This is a genomic window from Brevundimonas sp. UBA7838, assembly GCF_002500885.1.
Lineage (GTDB): Bacteria > Pseudomonadota > Alphaproteobacteria > Caulobacterales > Caulobacteraceae > Brevundimonas > Brevundimonas vesicularis_C.
The window spans coordinates 37,408-58,542 of record NZ_DLTK01000094.1 but is presented as its reverse complement, the minus strand read 5'-3'; the positions used below and the strand labels follow the sequence as shown (position 1 = coordinate 58,542).

The following is a 21,135-nucleotide window of genomic DNA, read 5'->3' as shown; positions in this document are numbered from 1 at the left end:
CCCAGCCCGGCGGCGACCGCCAGAGCCAGCAGGCTGGAGCGGGCGCTCAGTCGAACGGCGGCGCGAGAGGTCATGTCATTCATTCGGGAAACCGTCGGGGGCTGGCGTCGGCTCACGAGACGAGCCCGCCGAGGAATTGGAAGATATTGAGCTTCTGTAGGTCGTTCCACGTTGCGAACAACATAAATCCCGCCAAAAGCGCAAGGCCTGCACGATAGCCCATCTCCTGGAACCGCGCCGACACAGGCTGTTTCGCCACAGCCTCATAGCCGTAGAAAAGCAGATGCCCGCCGTCGAGGACCGGAATGGGAAGCAGATTTAGAAAGCCGATTCCGATCGAAAGTATGGCGGCCAAGGTTGTCAGCGTCAGGATCAGGTTGATCGCCATGGCGCCCGGAGCTGGATTGGCCTCAACCGCAGCCGTCGTCAGCGAGCCCGTCGCCTTGGCCATGCCCAGCGGACCGCTGAACTGATCGCCCGACTCACGGCCCGTCGCCAGGCGTCCGAGGTAGGTCAGGGTCGAGCCGATGACGTCGGCCGTTTGGCGCGCTCCCTCGGCGACAGCCTCGACGGGGCCATAGCGCACGTGGCGGACATCGCCGGCCGACGAGCCCAGCCCCAGGCCGATGCGACCGACCTTGACCCGTCCGGCGATGGGGTCGTTTTCCTCGCGGCGTTCCGGCGTCGCGACCAGTTCGACCGGACGCCCGGCGCGCTCGACCGTGAAACGGACGGGATCGCCGGTCGAGAGCATGACGGTGCGGGTGACCGCGCTGCCGTCCTTGATGGCCTTGCCGTTCACCTCGGTGATCAGGTCGCCGACCTGGAAACCGGCGGCGGCGGCTGGCGATCCGGCTTGGACCTGAGCGACACGCGCGGGACGCAGGGACACGCCGACGGCCATGAAGACGACGGCGAAGATGGTGATGGCCAGGATGAAGTTCGCGATGGGCCCGGCCGCGACGATCAGGGCGCGCTGCCACACTGGCTTAAAGTGGAAATAATCACGCTCGGCGCCCGGTCCACGCTCGGCGACCACGCGGCTGCGCAGTTCATCCAATCCGGCCCGGTCAGGCACGCTGGACGCATCCAAATCGCCCGAGAACTTCACATAGCCGCCCAGCGGCAGCCAACCGAGACGCCATTCGATGCCGTGACGATCGGTGCGGCTGGCCACGGCCTTCCCGAAGCCGACCGCGAACCGATCCACCTTCACGCCAAAGGCGCGCGCGACAAGGAAGTGACCCAGTTCGTGGATGGTGACGATGAAGGTCAGCACCAGCAGGAACGAGGCGATGGAGATCAGGACCTGACCCAGGACGCCCAGCATTCGAAAATCGTCTCCCCTGGCCTGCTGTCAGGCCGCATTCGCAAGGCTGGCGATGACGCTCTCGGCCATTCGACGCGTCTCGGCGTCGACCGAAAGGGCCGCGCCGCAGGCGTCTCCAGAACCGAAAGCCATCCCCGCTTTCGTCGCACGCTCAAGGGTTTCGGCGACGACTGCGGCAATATTGAGAAACGCCAGCTTGCGGTCAAGAAAGGCGAAGGCGGCGACCTCGTTGGCGGCGTTGAACACGGCGGGCGTCGCGCCGCCCGCCTTCAGGGCCTGACGCGCCAGATCGAGGGCGGGAAAGCGCGTCAGATCGGGCGCTTCGAACGTCAGGCGACCCAGCGCAGCCAGATCCAACTTGGGCGCCGGCCACGCGATCCGATCCGGCCAGGCAATGGCGCAGGCGATCGGCGTGCGCATATCCGGCGGTCCCATCTGGGCCAGGGTCGAACCATCCACATACTCCACAAGGCTGTGGATGATCGATTCGGGGTGCACGACGACATCGATCCGATCCTGCGGCATATCGAACAGATAAGCCGCCTCGATCATCTCCAGGCCCTTATTGGCCATGGTGGCGCTATCGACTGAAATCTTGGCGCCCATGCTCCAGTTGGGGTGGGCGACGGCCTGTTCCGGCGTGATGGCGACCATCTGCTCGCGCGGCGTATTGCGAAAAGGCCCGCCCGATGCGGTGAGGATCAGCTTGGCCACCCGCTCAGGCGCTTCGGCCGGAAACACCTGGAAGATGGCGGAGTGCTCGGAATCGACGGGGATCAAGCGCCCCCCTGCCCGCTTAACCCGTTCGATCAGGGCGGGGCCGCAGCAGACCAGGCTTTCCTTGTTGGCCAGCGCCAGGGTCGCGCCCGTTCCCGCCGCCGCCCAGGCGGACTTCAAACCCGCCGCTCCGACGATGGACGCCATGATCCAGTCGGCAGGTCGCGTCGCCGCCTCAACGATGGCGGCGTCGCCGGCGGCGACAGTGACGTCCGTGCCGGACAAGGCGTCGCGCAGTTCGCCCAACCGCGCAGGATCCGCCGTCACGGCCAGCTTGGGCCGCCAGCGTTTGGCCTGCTCGGCCAGTTTGGCGATATTGGCGCCGCCCGTCAGGGCCTCGACCTCGAACGCGCCCGTGCCCGTCGCCTCGGCTTGAGCCATCAGGTCCAGCGTGGAAGCGCCGACCGATCCGGTCGCGCCAAGCACGGTGATGCGACGCCGGATCACGCCCCACGCTCCAGCATCAGGACGATCAGTCGGCCCGCCGCGACGACGACGACCGCGAACATCAAACCATCGACACGGTCCAGCAGGCCGCCGTGGCCGGGAATGGTGTTGCCCGCATCCTTGACCCCGAACCGTCGCTTCAGCGCCGATTCCCACAGGTCGCCCGCCATGGTCGCCAAGGCCGCGGCAAAGCCCAGCACAGCCCCCCAGACGACGCTCAAGGCCCCCATATTGACCCAGGCCGTCATGACGGCGCCCGCAACCGCGCCGGCCGCAACGCCGCCGATGAACCCGGACCAGGTCTTGTTTGGCGAGAAGCGCGGCCACAGCTTGGGGCCGCCAAGGGTGGATCCCGCCAAATAGGCCACGATGTCGGCCGACCAGGCGACGGCGAACACCAGCACGGTCCAGTGCAGTCCGATCAGACTGTCGACGTCACGCAGCCACATCAGCAGGACCGAAGGCCAGCCGAGATAGAGCACGCCATAGGCGGCATCCAGCGCCTCCTGCCCTCGGCTGCGCGCGTAGACCCCGGCCGCGACTGCGCCGAACACCAGCATGATGAAGGCGACGGACATGGCGCCGAAATGGGCGCTGATCACCGCCGCCACAACGCCGAAGCTGACCGCGCCGCCCATCACGCGGCGTGCATGCGGCGCACTCATCGCCGCCCATTCGAACGCGAGGACGACGCTGGCGACGATCATCAGCGCCAGGAACCACACGCCGCCGCCCCACGTCGCAGCGACGGCAGCGGGCGCCAGCACGACGGCGGACGCAGCCCTGAGGGCGATATCCCGACCCTTGACCGCCATCAGGCTGTCGCGCGCTCAGGCGCGATCACGCGTCCGCCGAAACGGCGATCGCGCTGACCAAAGGCCGAGATCGCCTCAGCCAAGGCCTTTGGGCCATAGTCGGGCCACAGAATATCCTGGAAGACGAGTTCGGCGTAGGCGGCCTCCCACAACAGGAAGTTCGAAAGCCGCTGCTCGCCCGACGTACGTACGATCAGGTCAAGCGGCGGCGAGCCCGCCGTGGCCAGGCCCGAGGTCAGGATCGCCTCGTTGAAAGGCTCGACCGTCTCGCCCGCCAGCACCCGCTCCATATGGCGACGCGCCGCGTCCACCAGATCCGCACGACCGCCATAGTTGAAGGCGACCTGCAACAGAAATCGGTCGTTATGGGCGGTCTGGGCCTCGGCCCGTTCGATGATGGCGGCGATGTCGGCCGGCAGTCCTTCGCGTCGTCCCAGGATCTTCAGCCGGACGCCGGCCTTGGTCAGCCTGGCCAAATCGCTGGCGACGTAGGAGCGCACCAGCCCCATCAGGTCCGACACCTCGTCCTCGGGCCGGCTCCAGTTCTCGGTTGAGAAGCCGAACACGGTCAGGCAATCGATGCCGAGATCCGGCGCCGCCTGGATCGTGCGCTTCAGCGCCTGGACGCCTTCGCGATGGCCAAGGGCGCGCGGCAGGCCGCGGGCCTTCGCCCAGCGTCCATTGCCGTCCATGATGATGGCGACGTGGCGCGGGCCGTCCTGACCCTGCTTGTCTGGGCTTTGGCCTGAAGGCGCGGCGCGGTCTGCCGTCATCTGTCGTGCGATCCCTTCCGGACCCAGCCGTTTCGCCTCAGACCTGCATGATCTCTTGTTCCTTGGTCTTCAAGGTCTCGTCGATGCGCTTGATGGCAGCGTCGGTGTCCTTCTGGACCTCGGTCTCCATCTTCTTTTGCTCGTCCTGGCTGATCTCGCCGGCCTTCTCGGCCTTCTTCAGATCGTCGTTGGCGTCGCGGCGGACGTTGCGAACCGATATCTTCTGCTGCTCGGCATATTTGCCGGCCAACTTGACCAGGTCCTTGCGGCGTTCCTCGGTCAGAGGCGGCACCGGAATGCGCAGGGTCTGGCCGTCCACGATCGGGTTCAGGCCCAGATTGGCGTTGCGGATCGCCTTTTCGACGGCGACCACCATGCCCTTGTCCCAGACGCTGACGCTGATCATGCGCGGCTCGGGCACGCTGATCGCGGCGACGGCGGTCAGCGGCGAGGCCGAGCCGTAGGCTTCGACCCGCACGGGCTCCAGAAGACCGGCATTGGCGCGGCCGGTGCGCAGACCGCTGAACTCTTCCTTCAGAGCAGCGACGGAGCGATCCATGCGATCGCGATAGGTCTTCAGGTCAGGCTTTGCCATGGTCTTGGTCTCTCTTGTCTTTCCTGGTCAGGCGAACGTTCAGGCGACGTCCTGAATGACCGTGAACGTGCCTTCGCCGGTCAGGGTCCGGCGCAGCGAATTGTCTTCCCGAATGGAGAAGACCACGATCGGTATGCCCGTGTCGCGCATCATGGCGATGGCCGAGGCGTCCATAACGCGCAGATCCTTGGCCAGCACATCCTGATAGGACAGCGTCTCATACCGCGTCGCGTCGGGATCCTTCTTCGGGTCGGCGGTATAGACCCCGTCCACACTGGTGCCCTTCAGCAGCGCGTCGCAGCCCATTTCCGCCGCACGTAGCGCCGCGCCCGAGTCCGTGGTGAAGAACGGTGCGCCCACGCCGGCGGCGAAGATCACGACCCGGCCCTTTTCCAGGTGCCTCAGGGCGCGACGGCGGATGTAGGGTTCGGCGATGGCCGCCATCGGAATGGCGCTCTGCACGCGGGTCGAGACGCCGATCTTCTCCAGCGCCGACTGCATGGCCAGGGCGTTCATGATCGTCGCCAGCATGCCCATATAGTCGGCCTGGGCGCGCTCCATGCCGGCCGCCGCCTTGGACAGACCGCGGAAGATGTTGCCGCCGCCGATGACCAGGCAGATTTCCACGCCCTCGGCCGCGACGTCCGCGACGGCCTTGGCTACAGCATCGACCGTCTTCATGTCGACGCCGAACGACTGGTCGCCCATCAGCACCTCGCCCGACACCTTCAGCAGGACGCGTTTGTAGCGGAAGGTCGAGGGGGCGTCGGGCATGCGGGAAGGTCCGTTTGACTGCGGCGCCATTGAATCAGGCGGCTTCTTATAGACGAAAGGCGCGCCGGCCATCAAAGCCGAACGCGCCCTTCTGATACAAAACCCTCACGAATGAGGGGAATGTTTTTAGTTGCCGCCCATCATGGAGGCGACTTCCGACGCGAAGTCGGGGCCTTCGACCTTCTCGACGCCTTCACCCAGCGCCAGGCGGACGAAGCCCGCCAGGTGCAGGTTGGAGGAGCCCAGTTCCTTGGCCGAGTTGGCGACCAGTTGTTCGATGGTCACGTCCGGATCCATGACGAACGGCTGCTTGGACAGCACCACGTCCTTCTGGAACTTGTTGATCTGGCCTTCCACGATCTTGGCGATCATGGCTTCCGGGCGACCTTCTTCCTTGGCTTTTTCGGTCAGAACGGTGCGTTCCTTCTCGATGGCGGCGGGGTCCAGGTCGTCGGTGTTCAGCGACAGCGGCGCGGTGGCGGCGACGTGCATGGCGATCTTGCGGCCCAGTTCGCGAAGCGCGGTCTTGTCGCCCTCGCCTTCCAGAGCCACCAGCACGCCGATACGACCGACGCCCGGCGAAACCGCGTTGTGGACGTAGGTCGAGACGACGCCTTCCGACACCGACAGGCGGGCGGCGCGGCGCAGTTGCATGTTTTCGCCGATGGTGGCGATCATGTTGGTCACTTCGTCCTGGACCGTCTTGCCGGCTTCCAGTTCGGCGCCGTGCAGGGCCTCGACCGAGTGGTGCTCCAGACCCAGTTGGGCGAACGACTTGGCGGCGTTCTGGAACAGCTCGTTGCGGGCGACGAAGTCGGTTTCGGCGTTGAACTCGATGGCGGCGGCGACTTCGCCCTTGCCGTCTTCCTTCGACGCGACGGCGACCAGACCCTCAGCGGCGACGCGGTCGGCCTTCTTGGCGGCCTTGGACAGGCCCTTGGCGCGCAGCCAGTCGATCGCTGCTTCGATGTTGCCGTCGTTTTCGACCAGCGCCTTCTTGCAGTCCATCATGCCGACGCCCGAACGCTCGCGAAGCTCCTTCACGAGGGCGGCAGTGATCTCGGCCATGTTCTTCTCCTTGGGGGATTTCGTATGTGGGAACGGCCGGACTGATTTAGCCCGGCCGTGTGTCAGTTCGTCAGGCGGCGCTCAAGAACGCGAACGCCGCCCGGCGGGCGATCAGCCCTCGGCCTTCTCGGTTTCTGCAGCCGGCTCAGCAGCGGCTTCCAGTTCGGCGGCAGCGCCTTCCGTGCCGGCCGGCGCGGCTTCGGCTTCAGCCTTGGGGGCCGAGGCTTCACGCAGCATCGGCTCGACCGGAGCTTCCGAAGCGCCCAGGTCGATGCCCGAGGCCGAAGCGCCGGCGGCCAGACCGTCCAAGACGGCGTCGGCGATCAGGTCGCAGTAGGTCTGGATGGCGCGGGCGGCGTCGTCGTTGCCGGGGACCGGATAGGTGATGCCGTCCGGATCCGAATTGGTGTCCAGGATGGCGATGATCGGGATGTTCAGCTTGCGGGCTTCCTGGATCGCGATCGCTTCCTTGTTGGTGTCGATCACGAACATGATGTCCGGGATCGAACCCATGTCCTTGATGCCGCCCAGCGACAACTCGAGCTTGTCCTTCTCGCGCTGCAGGTTCAGCAGCTCTTTCTTGACGCGGCCTTCGCCGCCGTTTTCCAGAATGCCTTCCAGCTCACGCAGACGAGCGATCGAGCCCGACACGGTGCGCCAGTTGGTCAGCGTGCCGCCGAGCCAACGATTGTTCATGTAGTACTGGGCGCAGCGCTTGGCGGCTTCCGCGACCGGCTCTGCGGCCTGGCGCTTGGTGCCGACGAACAGAACGCGACCGCCCTTGGCGGCGACTTCGCGCACGGCCACCAGAGCCTGGTGGAACAGCGGCATCGTCTGCGACAGGTCGATGATGTGGATGTTCGAGCGCGAGCCGAAGATGTAGCGGTCCATCTTCGGGTTCCAGCGGTGCGTCTGGTGGCCGAAGTGGGCGCCGGCTTCAAGCAGGGTGCGCATCGAGAATTCAGGCAGAGCCATGATCGTTCAGTCCTTTTTCCGATCAAACGTGGCGCGGGGGATTAAAGGTCTGAAAGACCCTCGGAATGGTGCGGATCGGGATGTCTCCCCGAAGCGCGCCTCTCCCGCGTTGCGAAATGCGGGGGCCATGTAGGCCGGATGGGCCGCAATAGCAAGCGCAGCCCTGCAAATGCGGAAAAAGGCGGCCCCTTTCGGGACCGCCTTTAGTCAGCAACGCGACGGCTGCTTTTACTTCATCGCGTCCAGCAGGGTCCGGGCGCGGTCGCGGTGTGCAGTGACGGGCGTCACCAGTTCGCGCGCCAGGGTGGCCAAGGCGGGCGCTTCGGTGTTGTCGGCAAAGCCGTTCAGCAGCGTCAGCGTCTCGTTGTGGGCGGCGACTTGTTGGTCCAGATAGACCTTGTCGAAGTCGTCCGGCGTGGCGGCGTTCAGATTGTCGATCAGGCCCTTGCGGCGTTCGTCCAACGTCGTAGGGATGGCGACGTTCGGCGCAGCGGTCGCCTGAGCGGCGGCCAGTTTCTTGCCGGCGGCGGTGTGATCCTTGGTGATCATGGCGGCCAGAGCCTTCACGTCCGCATTCTTGGACTTGGCTGCGGCGATCTTGGCGGCTTCCAGCTCATACATGTTGCCGGTGCCCAGGCCGGTGACGAAACCGTCGACGGTGTTGGCGCCCATGGTTATGGCCGAGGTCTGGCCCACGACACCGGACGTGGCGTCTTGGGTGGCGTTGACCGCTTCGCCGGTGTTCTGGGCGGCGCTGTCGCCACCCTGGTTGCAGGCGGCGAGAAGGGCCAGCGAGGCGACGCTGGCGATGGCGAGATATTTCATTGGAACAGTCTCCCTATGGACTGACCAAACCCATCACGCGTCCGTGAGGTTCCGAAAAATCAAAAGCTTGACCATATCCGCGAGGGTTTAGGCGTCCTCCAGCATGACGACGCCCGGCGCTGACTTCAACGCGCCGCGCAGGGCGCCGTCCAGGCGATAACGACCGGGGATCTTGACCTCCACCTCGCGCCCCTGCTCGAGGCCTGCGATCATCAGCGACACCTCCCCGCCCTTGCCGATCGCGCCTGATCGCGCGCGTTCCAACCGCGCCTTCAGCGCCTCGGCGTCAGCGCTGCGAGCCGAGACATGGATGCGAAGGCCGATGTTGGCGTCGTCCAGCAGATTATCCATCTGGGACGCGTCGTCGCCGAAGAAGCGCACCTCCCCCTCCGACGACTTGGCGCGCACCCGCACCATGACCGAGGCGCCGGGCTCCAGCACCTCGCGGCATTTGCGCAGTTGTTCGGGCGGGAACAGGCATTCGAACTCGCCAGTCGGATCCGAGAAGGTCACGAAGGCGAACTTCTCGCCCGTCCGCGCGCTGGCCCGCTCCTGTTTGCGACGAACGACACCCGCCATCTGGAACGCCTCGTGTCCGGACTCAGCCAGCGGAATCGCTTCGGCGACGAAGGTGACGCGCTTGCGCTTTAGGGCTGAGGTCATCTCGTCCAGGGGGTGGCCCGACAGATAGAAGCCGACCGCCGACAGTTCGTGATCCAGCCGCTCCGGACCGACCCAGGGTTCGACGCTCTTCAGACGCGGGCGCGCGGCATGGGCCTGGTCGCCGCCGAACAATGACACCTGAGACGAGGCGCGTTCGGCCGCCACGCTCTGGCAATAGGCCATCAGCACGTCGGCCTGTTCCAGCAACTGACGCCGGTTGGGGTGGATGCTGTCGAAGGCGCCGGCCTTGGCCAGACCTTCCAGCGCGCGCTTGTTGACGCTGCGCGGATCGACGCGCTCGAGGAAGTCGAAGATGTCGGCGAAGCGGCCGCCCGTCTCGCGCACCTCGATGACGTGTTTCATCGCCTCGAGACCCACGTTTCGGATCGCGCCCAAGGCGTAGAGCACCGCCCCCTTGTCGTCGTCCCAGGCCACGTCGAAGTCGGCCGATGAGCGATTGATGTCGGGCGCCAGGACCGGCACGTCGAACCGTTTGGCGTCCTGATAGAAGACCGCCAGTTTGTCGGTGTTCGACAAGTCCAGGCTCATGGACGCCGCGAAAAACTCGACCGGCTGATTGGCCTTCAGCCACCCCGTCTGGAACGAGATAAGAGCATAGGCGGCGGCGTGGGACTTGTTGAAGCCGTATCCGGCGAACTTGGCGACCAGGTCGAAGATGGAGCCGGACTGGGTCTCCGGCACGGCCTTCTCGGCGGCGCCCTTGACGAAGCGGAGGCGCTGGAAATCCATCTCCTCCTTCTTCTTCTTACCCATTGCCCGGCGCAGCAGGTCGGCCTCGCCCAGGCTGTAGCCCGCCAGGATTTGGGCGATCTTCATCACCTGTTCCTGGTAGATGATGACGCCGTAGGTCTCGGTCAGCACCTCTTTCAGACTGGGGTGCAGATAGTCGACCTCGGCGCGCCCGAACTTGCGGTCGATATAGGTGTCGATCATCTCCATCGGCCCGGGCCGATAAAGTGAAATCAGGGCGGTGATCTCTTCGATGGAGCCGCAGCGCATCTTGCGCAGGGTGTCGCGCATGCCCTGGGATTCCAGCTGGAACACCCCGACCGTCTGACCAGAGGCCATCAGTTCATAGGTGCGCGCATCATCCAGCGGCAGGCTGTTCCAGTCCCTGGCTGCGCCACGCCGTTCGAGATAGCCGCGCGCCCGATCCAGCACCGTCAGCGTCTTCAGGCCCAGGAAGTCGAATTTCACCAGACCCGCCGGCTCGACCCATTTCATGTTGAATTGGGACGCCGGAATGGTGGAGCGCGGATCCTGATACAGCGGCACCAGTTCCGTCAGCGGCCGGTCGCCGATGACGATGCCGGCGGCGTGGGTCGAGGCGTTGCGGTAAAGCCCCTCCAACTCCAGCGCGGTTTCCAGCAAGGTCTTCACCGCCGGCTCGGCGTCGCGCGCCTCCTTCAGGCGCGGCTCGATGTCGATGGCCTGGGCCAGGGTGACGGGCGCGGCCGGATTGTTCGGCACCATCTTGCAGAGCCGGTCGACCTGACCCAGTGGCATCTGCAGCACCCGACCCACGTCGCGCAACACGGCCCGCGCCTGCAAGGTGCCGAAGGTGATGATCTGGGCCACCCGGTCCTTGCCGTAGCGGTCCTGAACATAGTCGATCACCTCTTCGCGCCGCTCCTGGCAGAAGTCGATGTCGAAATCGGGCATGGAGACGCGTTCGGGGTTCAGGAACCGCTCGAACAGCAGGCCGAACCGCAGCGGGTCCAGATCGGTAATGGTCAGGGACCAGGCGACCAGAGAGCCCGCGCCGGAGCCCCGCCCCGGCCCCACGGGAATACCGTGGGTCTTGGCCCATTTGATGAAGTCCGACACGATGAGGAAGTAGCCGGGGAAGCCCATCTGCTGGATGATCCCGACCTCCCATTCCAGGCGGGTCCAGTATTCCTCTTCGGGAACGGCCGGCGTGACCTCGGTCAGGCGGATCTTCAGCCCCTCGCGCGCCTGGTGGGCCAGTTCATCGGCCTCGGAGCGCCCGGCACCTGTATCGAAACGCGGCAGGATGGGCGCGTGAGTATTGACCAGGAAGGCGCAGCGCCGCGCGATGTCGATGGTGTTGTCGCAAGCCTCGGGCAGGTCGGCGAACAACTCGCGCATGACGGCGGCGGGCTTGAACCAGTGTTCGCCGGTGATGCGGCGGCGATCCTCCTGGCCGGTGAAGGCGCCGTCGGCGATGCACAGCAGGGCGTCGTGGGATTTGGCCTGCGCCGCCTTGGCGTAATAGACGTCGTTGGTGGCGACCAGCGGCACGTCGTTGACGTAGGCCCATTCGACCAGCCCCGGCTCGGCGCGCTTTTCGTCCTCCAGCCCGTGGCGTTGCAGTTCGACGTAGAAGCGGTCGCCGAACGCCGCCTTCATCGCCGCCAGAGCAGCGGCGCCTTCGGCCTTCTTGCCTTGGGCGAACAGCGGATCGACCGGGCCGTCCGGGCCACCGGACAGCAGGATCAGGCCTTCGGAGCGGGCGACGACCTGCTCCCAGGCCACGCCCGGCTCGGCCATTTCTCCGGCGTCCAGATAGGCGGATGACGAGAGGGCGCACAGGTTCAGCCATCCGGCTGTATCCTGGGCCAGCAGAACCACGGTCGGAACCTTGGCCCAGCGCGCGTTGATCTGGCCGCCGATGCCGAAGACCGGAAGAGCGCAGGCCACGAGCGGCTGAACGCCTGCATCCTTCGCCGTCTGGCTGAACTCCAGCGCGCCGAACAGGTTGGCCCGGTCGGCCACCCCGACCGCCGGCATTCCGGAGTCGGCCGCCAGCTTGCCGACCTTGGCCGCCTTGATCGCGCCTTCCAGCAGCGAATAGGCCGAGCGGACCCGCAGATGGACAAAACCCTGACTGTTCACCGGCTCGTTCACGCCTTCTTCGACCCTGGCCCGCTGAAGAGCCCTGCTCTACCCTGAGTCTCATATCGGGCGGCGCGCGGCCATCGCAAACCGGTCGCCCCACGGATCGGCTGTGGATCGCTGGCTTCGGACGGTCCTCGAAAAAACACCGTCTAAAGTGTCTAATTCGTCTGATCTCAGGCGGTGACGCTGATCGCCACGGTCCAGACCATCCAGACGAAACCGCCGCACGACGCCAGCGACAGCATATCCCTCATCAAACGCGGCATGACCTTGGCTCCGAGACATCCGTTATGTTCTGCTAATGTTCTATGTTGGCGTTTTGTTCCGGTCAAGTCGTTCTCGGTGAAACCGTTTGCGCGTCGCCGTCGTAGTCATTGCAACAGGAGATGAGACCATGTCCCCTCGCACGACTGCCCTCGCCGCCGTTGCATCCTTGACCGCCGCTGCGCTGGCGATCGGAGCGCCCCTGGCCCGTCAGGCCGAGGCGCAGACGGCGTTTCAGACCGCGATCTTCGCCGGCGGCTGCTTCTGGTCGGAGGAGAAGGCGTTCGACGACCTGCCAGGCGTGCGTTCAGCGGTGTCCGGCTTCGTCGGCGGCCATACCGCCAATCCGACCTACGAACAGGTGGTGCGAGGCGGCACGGGTCATATGGAGGCCGTTCAGGTCACGTTCGATCCGCAAGTCGTCAGCTATCGCGCCCTGGTCGATCGCTACTGGCGCACCATCGATCCGACCGACCCGAACGGTCAGTTCTGCGATCAGGGGCCGTCCTATCGGGCCGCTGTTTTCGCCACGGGCGCCCATCGCGCGGACGCAATCGCCTCACGCGATGCGGCCATGCGGATTTTGAGAAAGAGCTTCACGACCCCGGTCGTCGGCGTTCAGCGGTTCTGGCCGGCGGGAGCGGAGCATCAGGACTATGCCAAGCGACACGCCGCCAGCTATCAGGCCTATCGGGTCGGTTGCCGCCGCCCCGAACGCCTGCGGGCGATCTGGGGCGACGCCGCCGTCAGCTGATCAGTAGGCTTGGCTCTGGGCCGCGCGCTGTTCCAGATGACCGTCCTTCAGGGCGAAGACACGGTCCATATGGCCGGCCAACTCCATATTGTGGGTGGCGATCAGGGCGGCGACGCCCGTGGTCTTGGCTAAGTTGCGCAGGGATTCGAACACGGATTGGCTGGTGGTCGGATCCAGATTGCCGGTCGGCTCGTCGGCGAGCAGCAGGCGTGGGCCGTTGGCCAGCGCGCGACCGATGGCGACGCGCTGCTGTTCACCGCCAGACAGCTGCGCCGGCTGGTGCGTCAGGCGTTCGCCTAGACCCAAGGCCGTCAGCGTGACCGCGGCGCGTTTGCGCGCCTCGTCCTGGGCCACCCCGGCGATCCGCATCGGCAGGGCGACATTGTCGCGCGCGTCGAACTCGGGCAGCAGGTGGTGAAACTGATAGACGAAGCCGATTCGGCCCAGGCGCAGGCGTGTGCGGGCGCGCTCGTCCAGATCACCGACCTGTTCGCCGTCGATGGCGACCGTGCCGCTGGTGGGCTTCTCCAACAGGCCGGCGGCGTGCAGCAGCGACGACTTGCCAGAGCCCGACGGTCCGATCAGTCCGACCAGTTCGCCGGGATAGACGTCCAGATCCACGCCCTTCAGCACGGTCAGGCCGCCTTGGGCGGTGTCATAGGTGCGGGTCAGGCCGCGCACCGAAAGGATGGGAGCCTTACTCATAGCGAAGCGCCTCCACGGGATCGATGCGAGACGCGTTCCAGGACGGCGGCAGGCTGGCGATACAGCTCATCAACAGAGACCAGAAGGCCACCCAGGTCACGTCCACCGGATCGACCAGGGCCGGGATGGCGTCCAGCATATAGACGTCGGAATCGAACAGCTTGGTCTGCAGCACGAACTCCAGGAAATGCTGGATCGAACCAATATTCCAGCAGAACAGCAGACCCAGGATCAGCCCCGCGATGGTGCCCGCGACCCCGATCATGGCGCCGGCCATGAAGAAGACGCGCAGGATCGCCGAGGGGCTGGCGCCGATGGTGCGCAGGATGGCGATGTCGCGGCCCTTATTCTTCACCAGCATGACGATGCCGGAAATGATGTTCATGGCGGCGATGGCCACGACGAGGCCCAGGATTATGCTCATGGCCACGCGTTCGACCTTCAGCGCGCCGTAGAAGGCGGCGAGCCGCTCTCGCCAGTCGCTGACGACCGAGCCGGGACCGGCGGCGTCGCGGATGGCGGCGGTCAGGGCGCCGACCTGATCGGGGTCGTCGACCTTGATCTCGATCGCGTCCCAGACGCCTTCCTTGCCGAAGAAGAGCTGCTGTTGCTCTAGAGGCATGAAGATGAACGCGCGGTCGTAATCGGCGGCGCCCGAGCGGAACAGGCCGCCGACGAAATAGGTCTTCTCAAGTCCGCCGAGGTTGCCGAAGGCGCTGTCGGCCCCGGTCGGCGAATACAGGGTCACAGGATCGCCGACGCGCAGGCCCATGGAGTTGGCCAGGGCCGCGCCGACCAGAATGCGGTCGCCGCCATAAGGGCCCTTGCCGAAGCTGGCGCGCTCCTGCGGGCTTAAGCTGTCGAAGACATACTGGGTCTTCGCCAGATCCTCTGGGCGGATGCCCTTAACGATGGCGCCGGTCGTATAGCTGCCGACGCGGATCAGGCTTTGCGCCTCGTTCAGCGGACTGGCGCTGGCGACGCCCGGCACGGCCTGGATGCGTTTCAGCGCGGCTTCCCGATCCGGCGAGGTCAGGACCTGCCCCTGCACATACATATGGCCGTTAAAGGCCAGCATGCGCCCCAGCAGTTCGCTGCGGAAGCCGGACATGATGCTCATCACGCTGATCAGGACGGCGACGGCCAGCATGATGCCGATGAAGCTGATCACCGCGATGGTGGCGACGCCGCCTTCCTTGCGCTTGGCGCGCAGGTAGCGCAGGGCCAGGCCGATCTCCCACGAGGAGAAGGCGCCGGACGGACGAGACGGCAGGCTCAAGCGGTCAGCCTTTCAATAGCTTCGGCGAGCGGCACGGAGACCTTCTCGCCGGTGGCGCGGCGTTTCAGTTCGACCACGCCGTCCGCCAGACCCTTGGGACCGATGGTCAGCTGCCACGGCACGCCGATCAGGTCGGCGGTGGCGAACTTGCCGCCGGGACGTTCGTCGGTGTCGTCGTAGAGGACGTCCTTGCCGAGCTTTTCAAGCTGGGCCACCGCGTCCTCGCAGGCCGCCGAGACGGCCTCGTCATTGGCGCGCAGATTGATCACGACCACGTCGAAAGGCGCGACCGCATCGGGCCAGATGATGCCGCCGGCGTCGTGGCTCGCTTCGATGATCGCCCCCAGCAGGCGCGACACGCCGACGCCATAGCTGCCCATGTGGACCTCCGCGTCCTGACCGTCGGGCCCGGCGACCTTGGCCTTCATCGGGGCGGAGTATTTGGTGCCGAAGTAGAAGATGTGGCCGACCTCGATGCCGCGCGCCGACAGGCGGTCGCCCTCGGCGGTCTTGGCCTCGAACTGCGCCGGATCGTGCATCTCTTCCGTGGCGGCGTATAGGGCGGTGCGTTCGTCGAAGACGGCCTGCACAGTCTCCGCGCTGAAGTCGTCGCCGGGCGCGGGCATCTCGACCAGTTTGCGGTCGCAGAAGACCTCGCTCTCGCCGGTTTCAGCCAGAACGATGAACTCATGGCTCAGATCGCCGCCGATGGGGCCGGTGTCGGCGCGCATCGGAACAGCCTTCAGGCCCATGCGAGCGAAGGTGTTCAGATAGGCGACGAACATGCGGTTGTAGGCGACCCGGGCCGCGGTCTCGTCCACGTCGAACGAATAGGCGTCCTTCATCAGGAACTCGCGCCCGCGCATCACGCCAAAGCGCGGACGGCGCTCGTCGCGGAACTTCCACTGGATGTGAAACAGGTTCAGCGGCAGCGACTTGTAGGACTTCACATAGGCCCGGAAGATGTCAGTGATCATCTCCTCGTTGGTCGGTCCGTACAGCAGCTCGCGCTCATGCCGGTCGGTGATACGCAGCATCTCGGGGCCGTAGGCGTCATAGCGGCCGCTCTCGCGCCACAGGTCGGCCAGTTGCAGCGTTGGCATCAACAGTTCGACCGCCCCGGCCCGCATCTGCTCCTCGCGCACGATCTGCTCGATCTTGCGCAGCACCTTCAGACCCAGCGGCAGCCAGGCGTAGATGCCGGCGGCCTCCTGCTTGATCATGCCGGCGCGCAGCATCAGCTGATGCGAGACGATCTGGGCGTCCGAAGGAGCTTCCTTCAGCGTGGGCAGGAAAAAGCGCGACAGGCGCATGGTCGGGAATCCTAGGCGTAGAGACGGAACAAGGCTTTAGCCGCTCGGACGGGGCGAAAGCTAGGCCGATGCGTCGTTTAGACAGCCGGGCCGCTGGCGAAGTTCGGCAGGGGCAGCCAGCCCGTGAAGATCAGCACCATCACGAACACCCAGACCAAGGCCGAGACCCAGGTGGTCGTCAGGAACTTCTTCTTCAGATTGGGCGTCTTGGGCGCGCCCCATTGTGAGCCGTCGGTCGGCGGCTCGTGCGTCTCGCTGGCCGTGCCCAGCGGCAGCACGGCGAACAGCACCGTCCACCAGGCGATGATGTAGATGCCGACCATGGTGAAGACGCCGATGGGCATGACGGACCTCTAGGGATGGGGCCGGCCGACGCCGTAGCGGGCCGCCAGATAGGGAGCGATGGCGTGATCCTGAAGAAACCGCCGTCCGGTCGTTTCGCTGACCTCGGCCTCGGGCCAATCCAGCTCGCCGTCCAGGATCAGGATGGGGCAGCTTTGATGCGCCTCGCCAACTTGGTCGATGACCGGCTGGCGTGGGCGCGGATGGTCCAGATAGACGACGTCGAGCGCATCGCGAAGCTGAGGATAGAAGGCCAGGACACCCTCGATATAGGCCCCGGGCGGGCAGAACCACGGACCGCCCTGGTCGTCGTACCAGTCGGGGTTCAGCAAGAAGAGTCGCTCGGTCATCGGCGTGGATATATCCGAGTTGAGGCCGTCGGCGCGACCGCTATTCGCATGATGCGCCAAACCCCGGCGCCCGTAGCGCAAGAAGGATCGAAGAGCGCGCCTGCTGCGTGATCGCCCCGGCGCCTTGCAGCACGCAGCCGACGGCGGTGTTCGAGTTCGGCGCCAGAAGGCCGTAGGTCAGACCCTCCTGCGCCAGCCGCGCCTGGGCGCCCTTCAGCGTTTCGACGGCCGTCGCGACGCGCGCCGGGTCATTGGTGATGCGCGTCATCTCGTGCAGCGCCTCGCCCGAACTGGGGAAGTCATAGGCGTTCGGATCGAACGGCGCGATCTCGGCCGACAACCGCTCGGGATGAATGTCGATGCCGAACTTGGCGTTCTGACTGGCGGAGAAGGCGATGGCCGGTCCGTTTTCAGGCACCACCAGAATATAGGCATGGCGCGGAAACAGCAGATATTGCGCCATGAACTTGGTCACCGGCACCAAAGGCATCCCGTCTGGTCCCAGGGCATGGGCGCCGACATAGACGCCCGACGGCACGCTGCGCGCATCGATCCGACCGTTCAGCTTCAGGATACGATCGACCATGACGTGGTCGAGCAGAAAGACGCCGTCCTCCGCCTCGCGCTCCAGATACGCATGGATGGCGGCGGTGTCGGGCGCTGGTCCCAGATCGCGACCATAGACGGTCGGAAAGGCGGTCGGCGACATCGGTTGGCCATCGGGCGGGCTGAACCACAGCACGCGCAGTTCGTGAACCGTCCGCGCCAAAGGGTCTTCGCCCCGGAAGGTCGACAGGCTGAGCACCAGATTGACCACGGCGAACAGGGCGACGAAGCCGACCAGCCCCTGCCCCGCAATCACCGCCCACCGCCGCCAACCGCGCAGCGGATGGCGGGCGTGCCGGATCCGCTCCAGCAGGCGGCGCGCACGGGCAGGCTTTTTCGACATGCGTTTCCCCGACCGTTCAGGCGCACGACCAATGCGCCCAAACGGTCAAGGTTGCATCAGACGCGCAGGACGACCGTCTCGACGATGGGACGACGATCCCAGATCTGCTGGCTGGCCTTTTTCAGCACGCGGGCGACGGCCTGTTCGATAACCATTTCGTCGTCCAGCGCATCGCCTTTCAGGCCCTTGACCACCTGTTCGACGCGCTCGGCCAGTTTGTCCAGCGCATCGCCGAGCGGCGTGGCGGTATCGCCGGGCAGGCCGACGCTGCGGATGTCGATGTCGCTGGCGATGCGACCGCGCTTGTCCAAAGCAAAGCTGACGATCAGCACGCCGTTGGTTGAGGCGTGACGACGCTCCTTCAGAGCCTCGCCCTGCTCGGTCACCAGCATGCCGCCGTCGACGTACAGGCGACCGTTCGGCACCTCGTCGATGATCTTGGCCGGGCCAGGGGCCAGGCGGACCATGTCGCCGTTGCGTGGCGTCACCGTTTCGGGAACGCCCATGTCCTTGGCCAGGTTGGCGTGTTCCAAGAGGAAGCGACGCACGCCGTGGGTCGGCACCGCGATCTGCGGCCGGGCCCATTCGTACATCTGCTTCAGCTCGTCACGGCAGGGGTGGCCCGAGACGTGGATGCCGGGGTGATCTTTCTCGGTGTAGAGGCGCACGCCGCGGTCCGCGAGGCGGTCCTGAAGATTGCCGATCGCCAGTTCGTTGCCGGGGATCTGGCGCGACGAGAAGATGCAGTGGTCGCCCAGACCCAGTTTCACGACAGGGTGGGTGCCGTCGGCGACGCGCGACAGCGCCGCCCTCGCCTCACCCTGGCTGCCCGTGCACAGGTACAGGATTTCATCGGCGGGCCAGACGCGGGCCTCCTCGTCCGACAGGAAGGGCTTCACGTCCTTCAGCATGCCGACGTGCTTGGCCGCCGCCGTGATCCGGTGCATTGACCGGCCGGCCAGGGCCACGCGACGCCCGCAGGCCTCGGCCGCACGGATCACGCTGTCCATACGGGCGACGTTGGAGGCGAAGCAGCCGACCGCAACACGCCCCTTCAGGCTGGCGATGAGCTTGGAGATGGCGACGGCGACATCGCCCTCGGACCCGGCGACGCCCGGCACGAAGACGTTGGTCGAATCGCAGACCATGGCCAGCACGCCTTCGTCGCCTAGGGCGCGGATGACGGGGGCGTCGGTCTTCGTCCCGATCACCGGCTGGTCGTCGATCTTCCAGTCGCCGGTGTGGAACACCATTCCCAGCGGCGTATCGATGGCCAGGCCGCTGGGCTCGGCGATCGAGTGGGTCATGTTGACGAAGGTCACGCCAAAGGTGCCGATGTCCACGGTCCCGCCCAGCGGCACCTCGATCAGTTCGACCTCGTCCAGAATGCCGCGCTCGCGCAGCTTGTCGCGGATCAGATAGGCGGTGAAGGGCGTGGCGTAGATCGGCGCCTTGATGCGCGGCCATAGCCAGCCCAGAGCGCCGATGTGATCTTCGTGCGCGTGGGTCAGCACGATGCCCTTGATGTTCTCACCCTCCAGGAAGGTGGGATCCGGCACGATCACATCCACGCCTGGCGTGGACAGGTCGCCGAAGGTGACGCCGACATCGACGATCAGCCATTCACGGTTCGCCTCTGGGCCGAAGCCATAGGCGTTCAGGTTCATACCGACCTCGTCCGAGCCGCCGAGCGGCAGGAAAACGAGTTCGTCTTGGGTTTGCTTTTTCATTCAATCAGTCAAATGGGCGTTACGACGCCAGATTTCGAGGAGGCCGCGAATAGTCAGGTCGGGATCGAAGTGATCGATGCTGTGGGTCGCGCCTTCGAACAGGCTGGCGACCCCGCCGGTGCCGACGACGGTCATGGGCTTGCCCCACTCCGCCTTGATGCGCCCGACCAGGCCTTCGATCAACGAGATATAGCCCCAGAAAACGCCGGACTGCATGGCCTCGACCGTGCCCTTGCCGATGACGTTCTCGGGTTTCTGGATGGCGATGCGCGGCAACTTGGCGGCTGCTTCATGCAGCGCCTGAAGCGACAGATTGATGCCGGGCGCGATCAGGCCGCCCTCGAAGGCGCCGTCGCCCGAGACGATGTCGAAGGTCGTCGCCGTGCCGCTGTCGATCAGCAGAAGGTCGCCCGGATACATCAGCGAGGCCCCCACAGCGTTGACCAGTCGGTCGGCTCCCGCCTCGCTGGGCTTGGCGATCCGCACCTCGATGCCCAGTTCGGCGTTCTCGCCGATGACCAGCGGTTCGATGTTCAGATAGCGCCGCGCCAGATTGCGCAGGTTGAAGATCGACTGGGGCACGACGCTGGAGATGATGCAGCCGCCGAGGGCGTCGAACTTCAGCCCCTTCATCACCATCAGCTGGTTCAGCCAGACGGCGTATTCGTCGGCCGTGCGACTGGCCTCGGTCGCGGCCCGCCATTGGGCGATCCAGTCCGAACCGTCGTGAACGGCGAACAGCGTGTTGGTATTGCCCTGCTCGATGGCGAGAAGCATCAGGCGGCTTTCCCGAAGAAGACATCGCCGGCCGAAATCAACCGCACTGAGCCGTCGGCCAGACGCAGGCGCAGGGCGCCATCCGGCTCCACGCCCTCGGCCAGTCCTTCCAGCGTCTCATTGTCCAGACGCGCGACGCACGGTCCGTTGAGCCCCGTCAGGCGGCTGGTCCAGGCGTCGAGCACGGGCTCGAAGCCCATCGTCTGCCAACGCCCCCACCAGACGGCGAAGGTCTCGGCCAGGATTTCGGCAGCGGCCTCGATCGGCGGCACATAGGCCAGGTCGGCGCGCAGACGTTCGGCAACCGAGGTCGCCCCCCGCTCGGTGCCCTCGGGCGCATGGGCAAGGTTCACGCCGATGCCGACCGCCAGCCAGAGGTCGCCGTTCGCGTGCCGGCCGGATTCGACCAGGATGCCCGACACCTTGACCCCGTCCAGCAGGACGTCGTTGGGCCACTTGATCGAAACGAGCGCGGGCGAGACGAAGACGTCCAGCAGGTCTGCGACGGCCAGGGCCGCGATGAAGGTGGCCTGGGCCGCCTCGGCCGCCGACTTGGGCGTGGTGATCAGAAGGGTGGCGGCCAGATTGCCCTGATCGGTGTCCCACTTGCGACCCCGCCGACCGCGGCCAGCGGTCTGGCGGCGTGCCACGATCCAGCGCGGCCCCGCCTCTCCGGCTTCGGCGAGACGGCGCGCCTCGGCGTTGGTCGAGTCGATCTCGTCGAGGATGACCAGTGGGACGGGCGCCAAC

At 65.8% G+C, this 21,135-nt stretch carries 20 protein-coding genes; 1 reads left to right on the top strand and 19 read right to left on the bottom strand.

Translation table 11 applies throughout. The features are described from left to right. Positions 1 to 112: 112 nt before the first annotated feature. The 10 genes from B3T77_RS08305 to dnaE all read right to left on the bottom strand — a co-directional run bounded on the left by B3T77_RS08305 (position 113) and on the right by dnaE (position 11,931). Positions 113 to 1,330, bottom strand: a complete 1,218-nt coding sequence (locus B3T77_RS08305; protein ID WP_112862079.1) for a M50 family metallopeptidase — start codon at positions 1,328 to 1,330, stop codon at positions 113 to 115. Between the two features lie 27 nt (positions 1,331 to 1,357). Then, positions 1,358 to 2,554, bottom strand: coding sequence for a 1-deoxy-D-xylulose-5-phosphate reductoisomerase (dxr, locus tag B3T77_RS08300; RefSeq protein WP_292078797.1), 1,197 nt, complete (start codon positions 2,552 to 2,554; stop codon positions 1,358 to 1,360). Further along, a complete protein-coding gene (locus tag B3T77_RS08295) occupies positions 2,551 to 3,369 on the bottom strand; it encodes a phosphatidate cytidylyltransferase (protein ID WP_292078794.1) in 819 nt (272 codons plus the stop codon). Before B3T77_RS08295 ends, dxr begins: the two co-directional genes overlap by 4 nt. Beyond that, positions 3,369 to 4,142, bottom strand: a complete 774-nt coding sequence (gene uppS / locus B3T77_RS08290; RefSeq protein ID WP_017503963.1) for a polyprenyl diphosphate synthase — start codon at positions 4,140 to 4,142, stop codon at positions 3,369 to 3,371. Before uppS ends, B3T77_RS08295 begins: the two co-directional genes overlap by 1 nt. A 37-nt stretch (positions 4,143 to 4,179) precedes the next feature. Then, the gene (gene frr, locus B3T77_RS08285) at positions 4,180 to 4,737 is read right to left on the bottom strand and encodes a ribosome recycling factor (protein WP_055809105.1); all 558 of its coding nucleotides are present in this window, start codon (positions 4,735 to 4,737) and stop codon (positions 4,180 to 4,182) included. Between the two features lie 39 nt (positions 4,738 to 4,776). Continuing rightward, positions 4,777 to 5,511: a UMP kinase gene (pyrH, locus tag B3T77_RS08280; protein ID WP_045811327.1), complete on the bottom strand. Its 735-nt coding sequence runs from the start codon at positions 5,509 to 5,511 to the stop codon at positions 4,777 to 4,779. A gap of 126 nt (positions 5,512 to 5,637) precedes the next feature. Beyond that, on the bottom strand, positions 5,638 to 6,579 hold the full coding sequence (tsf, locus tag B3T77_RS08275) for a translation elongation factor Ts (protein WP_055753506.1): 942 nt from the start codon (positions 6,577 to 6,579) through the stop codon (positions 5,638 to 5,640). A gap of 111 nt (positions 6,580 to 6,690) precedes the next feature. Beyond that, positions 6,691 to 7,554: a 30S ribosomal protein S2 gene (gene rpsB / locus B3T77_RS08270; protein ID WP_017503967.1), complete on the bottom strand. Its 864-nt coding sequence runs from the start codon at positions 7,552 to 7,554 to the stop codon at positions 6,691 to 6,693. A 228-nt stretch (positions 7,555 to 7,782) separates the two neighbouring features. Then, positions 7,783 to 8,379 (bottom strand): DUF4142 domain-containing protein, encoded by a 597-nt coding sequence (locus B3T77_RS08265; RefSeq protein WP_292078781.1) that lies wholly within the window; start codon positions 8,377 to 8,379, stop codon positions 7,783 to 7,785. An 87-nt stretch (positions 8,380 to 8,466) separates the two neighbouring features. Then, the gene (gene dnaE, locus B3T77_RS08260; RefSeq protein ID WP_292078779.1) at positions 8,467 to 11,931 is read right to left on the bottom strand and encodes a DNA polymerase III subunit alpha; all 3,465 of its coding nucleotides are present in this window, start codon (positions 11,929 to 11,931) and stop codon (positions 8,467 to 8,469) included. A 385-nt stretch (positions 11,932 to 12,316) separates the two neighbouring features. Here dnaE and msrA point away from each other — a divergent pair, with 385 nt between their 5' ends. Further along, positions 12,317 to 12,940 carry a peptide-methionine (S)-S-oxide reductase MsrA gene (gene msrA / locus B3T77_RS08255; RefSeq protein ID WP_292078777.1) on the top strand — a complete coding sequence of 208 codons (624 nt, stop codon included), beginning with the start codon at positions 12,317 to 12,319 and terminating at the stop codon, positions 12,938 to 12,940. Here msrA and B3T77_RS08250 read toward each other — a convergent pair whose 3' ends face one another. From B3T77_RS08250 to B3T77_RS08210, 9 genes are all read right to left on the bottom strand, one after another. Further along, positions 12,941 to 13,645 (bottom strand): ABC transporter ATP-binding protein, encoded by a 705-nt coding sequence (locus B3T77_RS08250; protein WP_292078775.1) that lies wholly within the window; start codon positions 13,643 to 13,645, stop codon positions 12,941 to 12,943. Continuing rightward, positions 13,638 to 14,924: a lipoprotein-releasing ABC transporter permease subunit gene (locus tag B3T77_RS08245; protein WP_292078773.1), complete on the bottom strand. Its 1,287-nt coding sequence runs from the start codon at positions 14,922 to 14,924 to the stop codon at positions 13,638 to 13,640. The genes B3T77_RS08250 and B3T77_RS08245 overlap by 8 nt, the downstream gene beginning before the upstream one ends. Next, positions 14,921 to 16,237, bottom strand: a complete 1,317-nt coding sequence (gene proS, locus B3T77_RS08240) for a proline--tRNA ligase (RefSeq protein WP_292078771.1) — start codon at positions 16,235 to 16,237, stop codon at positions 14,921 to 14,923. The genes B3T77_RS08245 and proS overlap by 4 nt, the downstream gene beginning before the upstream one ends. Positions 16,238 to 16,314: 77 nt before the next feature. Beyond that, the gene (locus B3T77_RS08235) at positions 16,315 to 16,581 is read right to left on the bottom strand and encodes a DUF1467 family protein (protein ID WP_055753501.1); all 267 of its coding nucleotides are present in this window, start codon (positions 16,579 to 16,581) and stop codon (positions 16,315 to 16,317) included. A 9-nt stretch (positions 16,582 to 16,590) separates the two neighbouring features. Then, positions 16,591 to 16,929, bottom strand: a complete 339-nt coding sequence (locus tag B3T77_RS08230; protein WP_292078767.1) for a DUF3088 family protein — start codon at positions 16,927 to 16,929, stop codon at positions 16,591 to 16,593. 40 nt (positions 16,930 to 16,969) lie between these two features. Beyond that, entirely contained in the window at positions 16,970 to 17,878 is a 909-nt protein-coding gene (locus B3T77_RS08225; RefSeq protein ID WP_292078765.1) for a hypothetical protein, read from the bottom strand. A gap of 56 nt (positions 17,879 to 17,934) precedes the next feature. After that, the gene (locus tag B3T77_RS08220) at positions 17,935 to 19,608 is read right to left on the bottom strand and encodes a ribonuclease J (protein ID WP_017503979.1); all 1,674 of its coding nucleotides are present in this window, start codon (positions 19,606 to 19,608) and stop codon (positions 17,935 to 17,937) included. Further along, positions 19,609 to 20,388, bottom strand: a complete 780-nt coding sequence (locus B3T77_RS08215; RefSeq protein ID WP_292078805.1) for a type III pantothenate kinase — start codon at positions 20,386 to 20,388, stop codon at positions 19,609 to 19,611. Beyond that, on the bottom strand, positions 20,385 to 21,134 hold the full coding sequence (locus B3T77_RS08210) for a biotin--[acetyl-CoA-carboxylase] ligase (RefSeq protein ID WP_082503565.1): 750 nt from the start codon (positions 21,132 to 21,134) through the stop codon (positions 20,385 to 20,387). The genes B3T77_RS08215 and B3T77_RS08210 overlap by 4 nt, the downstream gene beginning before the upstream one ends. Position 21,135 lies beyond the last annotated feature (1 nt).